This is a genomic window from Streptomyces solincola, assembly GCF_002982015.1.
Classification (GTDB): domain Bacteria; phylum Actinomycetota; class Actinomycetes; order Streptomycetales; family Streptomycetaceae; genus Streptomyces; species Streptomyces solincola.
The window spans coordinates 1-13,225 of the sequence record NZ_PVLV01000220.1; the positions used below are offsets into that span (position 1 = coordinate 1).

A 13,225-nucleotide genomic window follows, 5' to 3' on the forward strand; every position below is an offset into this window, starting at 1 on the left:
CGTTTTACACCAGTTTGAAGTACGGGAGTTCGGGCGCCGCGCTGGTGCTGCTGGGGGGGTTCGGGGAGCGGGCGCTGCGGGAGCGGCGGGGCGGGTCCGCTACCGGGGAGGCGGCGGCCGGGGCGGTGGTCCTCGGGCGGCGCGGGCGCGGGCTGGCGCTGGTGCTGCTGGGGCTGTGTGCGGCGGTCGGCGTCGTGCACCGCTTCCTGCGGTACTACGCGTACTGGGGGCGGATCGAGTCGCCGCTGGACATCGCGCCGACCGTCTGCTTCGGCGCGGGCAGCGGGCTGGCGGCGGGCGTGGTGCTGTACGCCGTGGCCGTCCGCGTCGCGGCCGCCCGCACCCGCCGCCCGGACGCCGCCGGCGGCTGGTGAGCCGGCCACCGTAGACGGGGCCCCCGGCGCCGGCCCGCGGCGGTCCGGCGCGGCGCCCCCTGGCGGCGGTCCTCGCGGGAGGATCGCCGCCAAGGCGGGCCACCGGACGGGCTTGCGGGCGGGTCGGCTCAGTGCGCGGCGGACTCCCAGTCGGGGCCGACGCCGACGGAGACGTCCAGCGGGGCGCGCAGGTGCACGGCGTCGGACATCTCGCGGCGGACGATCTCCTCGACCCGCTCGCGCTCGCCGGGGGCCAGCTCCAGCACGATCTCGTCGTGCACCTGGAGCAGCATCCGGGAGGTGAGCCCGGCCTCGGTGAGCGCCCGGTCGACGCGGAGCATGGCGACCTTGACGATGTCGGCGGCGGTGCCCTGGATGGGGGCGTTCAGCGCCATCCGCTCGGCGGCCTCGCGGCGCTGGCGGTTGTCGCTGTTGAGGTCGGGGAGGTACCGGCGGCGGCCGAGCATAGTCTCGGTGTATCCGGTGGCGCGGGCCTCGTCGACGACCCGGCGCAGGTAGTCGCGCACCCCGCCGAACCGCTCGAAGTAGGTGTCCATCAGCGCCCGGGCCTCGCCCGCCTCGATCGAGAGCTGCTGGGACAGGCCGAACGCGGAGAGCCCGTACGCCAGGCCGTAGGACATGGCCTTGATCTTGCGGCGCATCTCGGCGTCGACGGCCGACTCGGGGACCGAGAAGACCTGGGAGGCGACCGTGGTGTGCAGGTCCTCGCCGGAGGTGAACGCCTCGATCAGGCCCGCGTCCTCGGAGAGGTGGGCCATCACCCGCAGCTCGATCTGGCTGTAGTCGGCGGTCATCAGCGCCTCGTACCCCTCGCCGACGACGAAGCCGTGCCGGATGGCGCGGCCCTCGTCGGTGCGGACCGGGACGTTCTGGAGGTTGGGGTCGGTGGAGGAGAGCCGGCCGGTGGCGGCGACGGTCTGGCTGAAGGTGGTGTGGATGCGGTCGTCGGCGCCGATGGTCTTGATCAGGCCCTCGACGGTGGAGCGCAGCCGGGCCTGCTCGCGGTGGCGGAGCATGATGACCGGCAGCTCGTGCTCGGTCTGGGCGGCCAGCCAGGCCAGGGCGTCGGCGTCGGTGGTGTACCCGGTCTTGGTCTTCTTGGTCTTGGGGAGGTTCAGCTCGCCGAAGAGGACTTCCTGGAGCTGCTTGGGCGAGCCGAGGTTGAACTCGTGGCCGACCGAGGCGTGCGCCTCCTTGACGGCCTGCTGGACCGCGCCGGCGAACTGCTGCTCCATGGCCTCCAGATGGGCCCGGTCGGCGCGGATGCCGTGCCGCTCCATGCGGGCCAGCAGCAGTGAGGTGGGCAGTTCGACGTCGTGCAGCAGCTCGGCGGCGCCCACCTCCGTGAGCTTGTCGCCGAACGCGTCGCCGAGGTCGAGCACGGCGCGGGCCTGGGACATCAGGGCGTCCGCCTCGGCCTGCTCGTCCTCCGAGCCGAAGGCGAGCTGCCCGTCCGCGGCGGCGGGGGCCAGCTCGCGGTGCAGGTACTCCACCGACAGCGCGTCCAGCGCGAAGGAGCGCCGGCCGGGCTTGACCAGGTAGGCGGCGAGCGCGGTGTCCATGGTGATGCCCTGGATGTCCCAGCCGTGCTCGGGGAAGACCCGCAGCGCCTCCTTGGCGCTGTGCAGCACCTTGGGGCGGGCCGGGTCGGCGAGCCAGCCCGCGAAGGCCCGCTCGTCGGCCTCGTCGAGCTGGGTGGTGTCGAACCAGGCGGCCTCTCCCCCGGCCGCGGCCAGCGCCACCTCGCTGACGCTGCCGCTGCCCAGCGCCCAGGTGGCGACGGTGGCCATGCCGAGCGGCTGCTGCCCGTGGCGCTCCAGCCAGGGGGCCAGCTCACCGGAGTGCAGCACCGAGCCGTCCAGCTCGATCCCGGCGGCCGGCGGCGGCTCCTCGTCGGCCTCGGCGCCCGGGTCCACGGCGAGCAGCCGGTCCCGCAGGCTCGGGTTGCGGATCTCCAGGACCTCCAGGAAGCCCTTGAGGGCGGTGCGGTCGTAGGCGGCGCGCTCCAGCTCGGCGACGGCCTTGGGCAGCTCGACGTCCCGGACCAGCTCGGTGAGGTGGCGGTTCATCTTCACCGCCTCCAGGTGGTCGCGCAGCGCCTGGCCGACCTTGCCCTTGACCTCGTCGGCCCGCTCGACCAGCTCGGCGAAGGTGCCGAACTGGTTGATCCACTTGGTGGCGGTCTTCTCGCCGACGCCGGGGATGCCGGGGAGGTTGTCCGACGGGTCGCCGCGCAGGGCGGCGAAGTCCGGGTACTGGGCGGGCGTGAGGCCGTACTTCTCCTGGACCTTCGCGGGGGTGAAGCGGGTCAGCTCGGAGACGCCCTTGGTGGGGTAGAGCACGGTGACGTGGTCGGAGACCAACTGGAAGGAGTCCCGGTCGCCGGTGACGATCAGGACCTCGAAGCCGGCCGCCTCAGCCTGGGTGGCGAGGGTGGCGATGATGTCGTCGGCCTCGAAGCCGTCCACCGCGAAGCGGACCGCGTTCATCGTGTCGAGCAGCTCGCCGATCAGCTCGACCTGGCCCTTGAACTCGTCCGGGGTGGAGGAGCGGTTCGCCTTGTACTCGGGGAAGTCCGCCGAGCGCCACGTCTTGCGGGAGACGTCGAACGCCACCGCGAAGTGCGTGGGCGCCTCGTCACGCAACGTGTTGGCGAGCATCGAGGCGAAGCCGTAGATCGCGTTGGTCGTCTGACCGCTCGCGGTGGTGAAGTTCTCCGCAGGCAGGGCGAAGAACGCCCGGTACGCCAGGGAGTGCCCGTCCATGAGGAGCAGGCGCGGACGGGTGTCGTCGGTCTTCTTCGATGCTGTCTCGGCCACGGTTCCGATCCTGCCACGCCGCACTGACAATCCCGACCGGACCGCCTCGCCACCGGCCCGCGGGGCGGGCTGGGGAGGGTCGCTGTCAGTGACGCGTGACAGTATCGAATGCAGTGGTGCCGGAAGTGCCGCGGCGCCGCGGCAGCCCGTACGAGCTCAAGGGGGAGCGCGATGGCCAGCAAGCCGCCCACCGGGGACCCGGTCCAGGACGCCCCGCGGATCAGCGGGCCGAAGCACGCGGCCGCCGGGCTGCCCGCCGTGGGCCACACCCTGCGGATGTCCCGGGAGCAGATGGGTCTGGCCCGCGCCGCCCGGACCCTGCTCAAGGTCAACCAGAAGGACGGCTTCGACTGTCCCGGCTGCGCCTGGCCCGAGGGCGAGAAGCGGCATGTCGCGGAGTTCTGCGAGAACGGCGCCAAGGCCGTCGCCGAGGAGGCCACCCTGCGCCGGGTGACGCCCGCGTTCTTCGCCGACCACCCCATCGCCGACCTGGCCGGCCGCAGCGGGTACTGGCTGGGGCAGCAGGGTCGGATCACCGAGCCGGTGTACGCGGCGGAGGGCGCCGCGCACTACGAGCCGGTGACCTGGGAGCGGGCCTTCGCGATCATCGCCGAGGAGCTGGGCGCGCTCGGCTCCCCCGACGAGGCCGTCTTCTACACCTCCGGCCGCACCAGCAACGAGGCCGCGTTCCTGCTCCAGCTCTTCGCCCGCGAGTTCGGCACCAACAACCTCCCCGACTGCTCCAACATGTGCCACGAGTCCTCCGGCTCGGCGCTCACCGAGACCATCGGCATAGGCAAGGGCAGCGTCTCCCTGGAGGACCTGCACCAGGCCGACCTGATCATCGTCGCCGGGCAGAACCCGGGCACCAACCACCCCCGGATGCTCTCCGCGCTGGAGCAGGCCAAGGCCGCCGGGGCGAAGATCATCTCGGTCAACCCGCTGCCCGAGGCCGGGCTGGAGAAGTTCAAGAACCCGCAGACGGCGCGCGGCATGCTGAAGGGCGCCTCGCTCACCGACCTGTTCCTGCAGATCCGCATCGGCGGCGACCAGGCCCTCTTCCGCCTGCTCAACAAGCTGGTCATCGACACCGAGGGCGCGGTGGACGAGGCCTTCGTCGCCGAGCACACCCATGGTTACGACGAGCTGGCCGCCGCCGCGAAGGCCGCCGGTTGGGACGAGACGCTGGCCGCCACCGGTCTGGCCCGCGCCGACGTCGAGCGGGCGCTGGAGATGATCCTGGCCTCCCGGCGCACCATCGTCTGCTGGGCGATGGGCCTGACCCAGCACAAGCACGCCGTCGCCACCATCCGCGAGGTGGTCAACCTCCTGCTGCTGCGCGGCGCGATCGGCCGCCCCGGCGCCGGGGTCTGCCCGGTGCGCGGCCACTCCAACGTCCAGGGCGACCGCACCATGGGCATCTTCGAACGGCCCGCCCCCGCCTTCCTGGACGCCCTGGACAGGGAGTTCGGGATCAGCAGCCCCCGCCACCACGGCTACGACACCGTGCGCGCCATCCGGGCGCTGCGCGACGGCGAGGCGAAGGTCTTCTTCGCCATGGGCGGGAACTTCGTCGCCGCCACCCCGGACACCGAGGTCACCGAGGCCGCGATCCGGCGCGCCCGGCTGACCGTGCACGTCTCCACCAAGCTGAACCGCTCGCACGCGGTCACCGGCGCCCGGGCGCTCATCCTGCCCACGCTGGGCCGCACCGACAAGGACGTGCAGGCGGGCGGCAGGCAGTTCGTCACCGTCGAGGACTCCATGGGCCTGGTGCACGCCTCCCGGGGCAACCTGGCGCCGGCGAGCCCGCACCTGCTCTCCGAGCCGGCCATCGTCGCCCGGCTGGCCCGCGCCGTGCTCGGCGCGACCTCCGCCACCCCCTGGGAGGACTTCGAGCGGGACTACGGGACCATCCGCGACCGGATCGCCCGGGTCATCCCCGGCTTCGAGGACTTCAACGCGCGGGCCGCCCGCCCCGGCGGCTTCGCCCTGCCGCACGCCCCGCGCGACGAGCGCCGCTTCCCCACCCGCACCGGCAAGGCCAACTTCACCGCCGCGCCGGTGGAGTACCCGCGGGTCCCCGAGGGCCGGCTGCTGCTGCAGACCCTGCGCTCGCACGACCAGTACAACACCACGATCTACGGCCTGGACGACCGCTACCGCGGCATCAAGGGCGGCCGCCGGGTGGTGCTGGTCCACCCCGAGGACGCCCGCGCCCTGGGCTTCGCCGACGGCGACCTGGCGGACCTGGTCGGCGAGTGGAGCGACGGCGCCGAGCGCCGCGCCCCCGGCTTCCGGGTGGTCCACTACCCCACCGCCCGGGGCTGCGCCGCCGCCTACTACCCGGAGACCAACGTCCTGGTGCCGCTGGACTCCACCGCCGACGTCAGCAACACCCCCGCCAGCAAGTCCGTCATCGTCCGTCTGGAACAATCGGCTCCCGCCTAAGCGTTCGCTCAGGCGCACCTCGCGAAACGAGATCCGTACGGGACCGCGTCCGCAGGAGAGACCGGGACCGTGCGAGACGAGATCCGTACGACGACGAACGGAGACCGGCCCCATGGGCGAGCAGACACAGGTGGCGTCCCCGCAGTTCCCGCAGGAAGTCCTCGACGAGTACGCGGCGCTCGGCGTCGACCTGCCCGCGCTGTTCTCGGCGGGCGACCTCGGCACCCGGATGGGCGTGGAGATCCGCGAGGCGTCCGCCGAGCGCGTGGTCGGCACCATGCCGGTCGAGGGCAACACCCAGCCGTACGGACTGCTGCACGGCGGCGCGTCCGCGGTGCTCGCCGAGACCCTCGGCTCGGTCGGCTCGATGCTGCACGGCGGCCCGTCCAGGATCGCGGTCGGCGTGGACCTGAACTGCACCCACCACCGGGGCGTCCGCGGCGGCCTGGTCACCGGCACCGCGACGCCCGTCCACCGGGGCCGCTCCACCGCCACGTACGAGATCGTCATCACCGACGAGCAGGACCGCCGGGTCTGCACCGCCCGCCTCACCTGCCTGCTGCGCGAGCTGGCCCCCAGGGACGCCGAGCACGTCCCGACCGCGGGCCCTGACGCGGCAAGCTGACCACCACCGCCACCCCCGGCGAACCGGAGCGACCACCGCGAACAGGGGTGCCACCGAGGGCCGGGGAGCCTTCGCTCGGCCGGGAGACCTTCGAAGGCAGGGGTGACCGCTGCGGGCCGGGATGAGCACGGCGGGCCGGGATGAGCACGGCGGGCCGGGGTGACCGCTGCGGGCCGGGAGGCCTCTGATGGCCCGAGCGCCTCCGCGCGGCCGGGACGACCACCCCCGACCGGGGCGCCGTCGCGAACCGGGGGCCTCTGATGGCCCGAGCGGCTCCCCGCGGCCGGGACGCCTTCGCGCGGCCGGGACACCTCGATGAGCCAGAGCGGCTCCGCTCGGCCGGGACGACCACTGCCGGCCTGAGCGCCTCTCCGAAGCCGGGACGACCACCGCGAGCCGAGACGACCACCGCGCGGCCGGGGCGCCACCCGAGCCGGGGCGTTCGCCTGGCTGCGTCGGTCGCCTGCGGGGCCCGGCGCGGCGCGTACGAGCGGTGCCGGGCCTGGTGGGGTCGGCTCTCGCGCGTCGAGTGGGGGCGTGACCGCCTGGTCGTCGTCGAGCGGCATGCGTGGTCCGGGTGCGGCGGGGGCGCGGTCGGCGGCCTCGTACAGCCGCGCTCTCCGTTCATGCTCCTTACCGCGCGGCCGAGCGCCGGGGTGCGGGACGCATCCGCCGTCGGCGGTGATCGTCGCTGTCCGTCGCGGTGGGCCGGGTCCCGGCACCCGGCCCCCGGCAGACGGATGGCGGGGCCGCGGGCCGCCATGGGCAGGTCCGATGCCGGCTCGGGCGGCTTCCACGGGGAGCGCGGCGACTCGGGCGTACGGCCGGTGCGGCCGGGGTCCGGTGCGGGCCGACCACACCCCGGTGCGGGGCCTGTCCCCGACTGCCGGGCGGCCGGGGCCGCGCGAGGCCCCGGCGGGCGGCGGAGGGGGCCGGGCGGCCCTGCCCAGGCACACCACCGAGTGGGGACCGTGCTCACCAATCACACACCGTTCACGCACAGTTGGGGCCCGCAGTGGATGGCGGAGGCCGGGCGGCGGGAGCCTCGGGGACCCCTCGACGCGGGTCGGGCGGCGGTACGCCGCCCGGCTGGGGCGCGTCACCGCGACACGCCACCAGGGGCCTTCGGCGAGCCTGCGGGGCCACCCGCGCCTCCTACGTCAACTACCGCCCAGCGCAGCCCATTTCAGCTAACGGATCCCGAGTGCCGCTCAGCGGACACTGCGCACGTCGGACGCAGTTCCGGCGCTTCTGAAGGGACTTCGGCCGGGAGCATTTCGAGGGCCGGCCGGACGTGCGTGACGGGACCTTCGCGACGGGGTGCGCGGAGGGGGCGAACCGGACAGGCGGCGCGGACGGAGCGGACCGGCCGGCCCGGCACGAGGGCGGCCGGGGGGCGGCCGGAAGGTGCGGGAGCGGACCCTCGGCGGCCCCGCCGAACCCATGGCGGACCGACCCACCCGCACCCGTTTTCATAACGCTGAGTGACCATCGCCGGAGCGGGGAACCGGTGCGCCGGACGGCGCGGGGAGCGCAGCGCGGGCGCGGCGGCGCATGGCCGTGACGCCCGCACGGGAGCCGCCACGTAAGGAGTGTGATCGCCTCAAGGGCCTTAGCAGAACTGGGCGTTCTCACTATGTGAGAAGAACACCCCGCCGGGACCGACAGATGTAGGCACCACTCACCGGAAACGTTTGGCCACGGCATAACAAGAGAGTCACATCCTGCCGATGGCGCTCCCGGACCCGCCCCGGCTGCGCTTAGAGTCACGGCCAGTCACCGCGCCGCCGGGCGCGTCAGTTCACGGCTGTACCCATCCACACGTACGGCCCGGCGCTCGCAACGGCTCCTCAAGCCGAGGAGACCGCGCCAGGGAAAGGACCCCTTCGTGCGACAGCGTTCGTTGTTCATGCTCACCGCAGTGCTCACCACCGGAGCGCTGACCCTCACCGCTTGCGGTTCGCGCGACGACAATGCCGGTGGAGGCTCGGAAGGCGGCGGCGGCACGACCGTCGTCATCGGCATCGACGCCCCGCTGACCGGTGACCTCTCCGCCCTGGGGCTCGGCATCAAGAACTCGGTCGACCTGGCCGCCAAGCAGGCCAACAAGGACAAGGTCGTCGACGGCGTGACCTTCAAGGTCGAGGCGCTGGACGACCAGGCGCAGCCCTCCTCCGGCCAGCAGAACGCCACCAAGTTCGTGGCCGACAAGCAGGTCATGGGCGTCGTCGGCCCGCTGAACTCCTCCGTCGCCGAGTCGATGCAGAAGGTCTTCGACGACGCCAAACTGGCCCAGGTCTCCCCGGCCAACACCAGCCCGACCCTGAGCCAGGGCCCGGACTGGAACGGCGGCACCAAGGCGCGCCCGTACAAGTCGTACTTCCGCACCGCGACCACCGACGCCATCCAGGGCCCCTTCGCCGCGCAGTACCTCTTCAACGACGCGAAGAAGAAGAAGGTCTTCCTGATCGACGACAAGAAGACCTACGGCGCCGGCCTCGCGGGCACCTTCAAGGCGGAGTTCACCAAGCTCGGCGGCACCATCGCGGGCACCGACCACGTGGACCCGGAGACCAAGGACTTCTCCTCCGTCGTCACCAAGATCAAGGCCTCCAAGGCCGACGCGGTGTACTACGGCGGCGAGTACCCGGCCGCCGGTCCGCTGAGCAAGCAGATCAAGAAGGCCGGCGCGAAGATCCCGCTGGTCGGCGGCGACGGCATCTACAGCGCCGACTTCATCAAGCTCTCCGGCAAGGAGGGCGAGGGTGACCTCGCCACCTCCGTCGGCGCGCCGCTGGACACCCTCCCCTCCGCCAAGGAGTTCGTCGCGAACTACAAGGCCGAGGGCTACAAGGAGGCCTTCGAGGCCTACGGCGGCTACTCCTACGACGCCGCCTGGTCGATCATCGAGGCCGTCAAGAAGGTCGCCGAGGACAACGACGGCAAGCTCCCGACCGACGCCCGCGCCAAGGTCATCGAGGCCCTCCAGAGCGTCTCCTTCGACGGTGTGACCGGCAAGGTCTCCTTCGACGAGTTCGGCGACACCACCAACAAGCAGCTGACCGTCTACCAGTACAAGGGCGGCGCGTGGGCCCCGGTGAAGTCCGGCACCCTCGGCTGAACCAGTTGGTCCCCACTCCGTAACACCCCTCAGGCCGCGCGGGGCGCCGCACCAGGCGCCCCGCGCGGTGTCACATCCGCACACACCTCGGAGGACCTGCGGTGAACGAACTGCCGCAACAGCTGGTCAACGGCCTGCTACTGGGATCCATGTACGGCCTGGTCGCCATTGGCTACACGATGGTCTACGGCATCGTCCAGCTCATCAACTTCGCCCACGGCGAGATCTTCATGATCGGCGGCTTCGGCGCCCTCTCGGTCTGGCTGCTGCTCCCCGGCGGCACCACCCTGTGGATCGCCCTGCCCCTGATGCTCATAGGCGCCGTCCTGGTCGCCGTCCTCGTCGCCGTCGGAGCGGAGTTCTTCGCCTACCGACCACTTCGAGGCGGACCACGGCTCGCGCCCCTCATCACCGCCATCGGCCTCTCGCTGGCCCTCCAGCAGGCCGTGTGGGCCTGGTACCCGGAGGCCAAGTCCTCCCGTACCTTCCCCGAGATCCCCGGCGGCCCCTTCCACCTGGGTCCCATCACCATCCAGACCGGTGACGTCTTCCTGCTGATAGCCGCTCCCGTCTCGATGGTGATCCTCGGCTACTTCGTCATGCGCACCCGCACCGGCCGCGGCATGCAGGCCACCGCGCAGGACCCGGACACCGCCAAGCTGATGGGCATCAACACCGACCGCATCATCGTGGTCGCCTTCGCCCTCGGCGCGGCCTTCGCCGCCATCGGCGCCGTCGCCTACGGCCTGAAGTACGGCGAAGTGCAGTTCCGGATGGGCTTCCTGCTGGGCCTGAAGGCGTTCACCGCGGCCGTCCTCGGCGGCATCGGCAACATCTACGGCGCGATGATCGGCGGCCTCGTCCTCGGCGTCGCCGAGACCCTGGCCTCCGCCTACGTCAACCACATCCCCGGCATGGAACAGCTCGGCGGCCAGTCCTGGGCCAACGCCTGGGCGTTCGTACTTCTCATCCTCGTGCTGCTCTTCCGGCCCCAGGGCCTCCTGGGCGAGCGCGTCGCGGACAGGGCGTGACCACCATGACCACACAGACCGCCACCGCAGCGGACACCCCCATCACCCCGGCCGCGCCCGCGCGCACCGCCTTCGTCAACATCCCCACGGGCGTCGCCCGGGCCACCGCCACCGGCGGCGGCGTCCTCACGGTCGTCTCCGCCTTCCTGGCCTGGACCTGGACCTCCGCCTTCCCCGGCGACCTGACCGTCTACGGCTACCCCGGCGGCCTGCAATGGCTCGTCCTGGTCGGCGGCGCCCTGACCACCCTGTTCGGCCTCGCCTCCTACGGCGTCAAAGGTCTGAACTGGCTGGCGCCGGCCGGCGCCGACGCGGCGATCAAGCTCTCCGCCATCGCCGCGTTCGCCACCGCCTGGTACACCGCGCTGGCCATCAGCGCCCAGCTCGGCGGCCTGGTCAACCTGGAGCCCGGCGGCTTCGTCGCCATGGCCGTCACCCTGGTCGCCCTCATCGGCGCCCTCGCCCTGCCCTTCGAGCGGCCGGCCACCCAGCCCGCCGACCCCGAGGACGGCGCCTGGGACGACCTCAAGCGCGAACTGTCCAACTTCTGGACGCTGTTCAAGGGCGGCTTCGCCGCGCAGCGCACCCCCGCGCCGGCCCGCAGGCTCCCCGGCTACGCCGAGATCCTGATCATCGCCGCCGTCCTCGCCCTCGGACTGCTCGTCTTCACCTACGGCATCACCACCGAGTACGACGAGCTGTTCCTCGGCTTCCTCGTCACCGCCGGCCTCGGCGCCGCGGCCCTCGGCAAGGCCGGCCTCGTCGGCCGCGTCGCCGCCCTGACCGCGCGGCACCGCAACGTCACCATGGTCGGAGCGTTCGTCGCCGCCGCAGCCTTCCCCTTCACCCAGAGCGACGACCAGTACGCCACCATCGGCGTCAACATCCTCATCTTCGCCACCGTCGCCCTGGGCCTGAACATCGTCGTCGGCCTGGCCGGCCTGCTCGATCTCGGCTACGTCGCCTTCCTCGGCGTCGGCGCCTACGCGGCCGCCATGGTCTCCGGCTCGCCGTCGTCCCCCTTCGGCGTCCACCTGCCGTTCTGGGCGGCCATGCTCATCGGCGCCGCCACCTCCATGGTCTTCGGCGTCCTGATCGGCGCCCCGACCCTGCGGCTGCGCGGCGACTACCTGGCCATCGTCACCCTCGGCTTCGGTGAGATCTTCCGCATCGCCGTGCTCAACCTGGACGGCACCTCCGGACCCGACATCACCAACGGCTCCAACGGCATCTCCTCGATCCCGAACCTGAACATCTTCGGCTTCGACTTCGGCGCCGAGCACAGCATCGCCGGGTTCACCCTGGGCCGGTTCGCCAACTACCTGTTCCTGATGCTGCTGGTCACCCTCATCGTGGTCGTGGTCTTCCGGCGCTCGGCCGAGTCCCGCATCGGGCGGGCGTGGGTGGCCATCCGTGAGGACGAGACCGCGGCGCTCGCCATGGGCATCAACGGCTTCCGGGTCAAGCTGATCGCCTTCGCCCTGGGCGCGACCCTGGCCGGTCTCGCCGGCGCGGTGCAGGCGCACGTCACCTACACCGTGACACCCGAGCAGTACCAGTTCGCCCACGCGGTCCCGCCCAACTCCGCCTTCCTGCTCGCCGCCGTCGTCCTCGGCGGCATGGGCACCATCAGCGGACCCCTCATCGGCGGCGCGCTGCTCTTCCTCATCCCGGCCAAGCTCCAGTTCCTCGCCGACTACCAGCTCTTCGCCTTCGGTCTGGCGCTGATCCTGCTGATGCGCTTCCGCCCCGAGGGAATCGTCGCCAACCGCCGCAACCAGCTCGAGTTCCACGAGAAGGACGAAGCGCCCGCCACGCTCACGAAGGCAGGTGCCTGACGCCATGACCACCACCACCATCGACAACGGCGTCCCGGCCCCGGCCGGGAAGGCGACCGAGACCGTGCTCGACGCCCGCGGCGTCACCATGCGCTTCGGCGGCCTCACCGCCGTCCGCGACGTCGACCTCACCGTCAACAGCGGCGAGATCGTCGGCCTCATCGGCCCCAACGGCGCCGGCAAGACCACCTTCTTCAACTGCCTCACCGGCCTCTACATCCCCACCGAGGGAGAGGTCCGCTACAAGGGCACCGTCCTGCCGCCCAAGTCCTTCAAGGTCACCGCGGCCGGCATCGCCCGCACCTTCCAGAACATCCGCCTCTTCAGCAACATGACCGTGCTGGAGAACGTCCTCGTCGGACGGCACACCCGCACCAAGGAGGGCCTCTGGTCCGCCCTCCTGCGCGGCCCCGGCTTCCACAAGGCCGAAGCCGCCTCCCGCGAAAGGGCCATGGAGCTGCTGGAGTTCGTCGGCCTGGACAAGAAGGCCGAGCACCTCTCCCGCAACCTCCCCTACGGCGAGCAGCGCAAGCTGGAGATCGCCCGCGCACTGGCCAGCGAGCCGGGCCTGCTCCTGCTCGACGAGCCCACCGCCGGCATGAACCCGCAGGAGACCCGGGCCGCCGAAGAGCTGATCTTCGCCATCCGCGACCAGGGCATCGCCGTCCTCGTCATCGAGCACGACATGCGCTTCATCTTCAACCTCTGCGACCGGGTCGCCTGCCTGGTCCAGGGCCAGAAGCTCATCGAGGGCACCCCCTCCGTCGTCCAGAGCGACGAGCGCGTCATCGCCGCCTACCTCGGCGAGCCCTTCGAGGCCGCCCCCGGCGACGAGGAGGTGGCCGAGGTCGAGGCCGCCGAGGAGCGCGCGGCGGAGGCCGCGGCCGAAGCCGAGGCCGTAGCCGTAGCCGTAGCCGAAGCGGATGCCGCGCCGGCCCCGGCCGC

General features: G+C 72.2%; 7 protein-coding genes and 1 pseudogene. 7 read left to right on the forward strand and 1 reads right to left on the reverse strand.

Going from position 1 to position 13,225, the window contains the following annotated elements; translation table 11 throughout:
• A pseudogene (locus C6N75_RS15670) lies at positions 1-374 on the forward strand (DUF4184 family protein); the annotation flags it as partial.
• A 128-nt stretch (positions 375-502) separates the two neighbouring features.
• Here the strand turns inward: C6N75_RS15670 and polA are convergent.
• The gene (polA, locus tag C6N75_RS15675) at positions 503-3,160 is read right to left on the reverse strand and encodes a DNA polymerase I (protein WP_105869530.1); all 2,658 of its coding nucleotides are present in this window, start codon (positions 3,158-3,160) and stop codon (positions 503-505) included.
• A gap of 225 nt (positions 3,161-3,385) precedes the next feature.
• Between polA and C6N75_RS15680 the strand changes: the two genes are divergently transcribed.
• The 6 genes from C6N75_RS15680 to C6N75_RS15705 all read left to right on the forward strand — a co-directional run.
• A complete protein-coding gene (locus C6N75_RS15680) occupies positions 3,386-5,665 on the forward strand; it encodes an FdhF/YdeP family oxidoreductase (RefSeq protein WP_105869526.1) in 2,280 nt (759 codons plus the stop codon).
• 112 nt (positions 5,666-5,777) lie between these two features.
• On the forward strand, positions 5,778-6,290 hold the full coding sequence (locus C6N75_RS15685) for a PaaI family thioesterase (RefSeq protein ID WP_105869527.1): 513 nt from the start codon (positions 5,778-5,780) through the stop codon (positions 6,288-6,290).
• Between the two features lie 1,888 nt (positions 6,291-8,178).
• Positions 8,179-9,411: a branched-chain amino acid ABC transporter substrate-binding protein gene (locus tag C6N75_RS15690; protein WP_181160483.1), complete on the forward strand. Its 1,233-nt coding sequence runs from the start codon at positions 8,179-8,181 to the stop codon at positions 9,409-9,411.
• Between the two features lie 101 nt (positions 9,412-9,512).
• Complete coding sequence (locus C6N75_RS15695; protein WP_105869529.1) at positions 9,513-10,442, forward strand: branched-chain amino acid ABC transporter permease; 930 nt, start codon at positions 9,513-9,515, stop codon at positions 10,440-10,442.
• A gap of 5 nt (positions 10,443-10,447) precedes the next feature.
• Positions 10,448-12,280, forward strand: a complete 1,833-nt coding sequence (locus C6N75_RS15700) for a branched-chain amino acid ABC transporter permease (protein WP_105869531.1) — start codon at positions 10,448-10,450, stop codon at positions 12,278-12,280.
• Between the two features lie 4 nt (positions 12,281-12,284).
• A partial coding sequence (locus C6N75_RS15705) for an ABC transporter ATP-binding protein (RefSeq protein WP_258177429.1) occupies positions 12,285-13,225 on the forward strand: 941 nt, incomplete at its 3' end.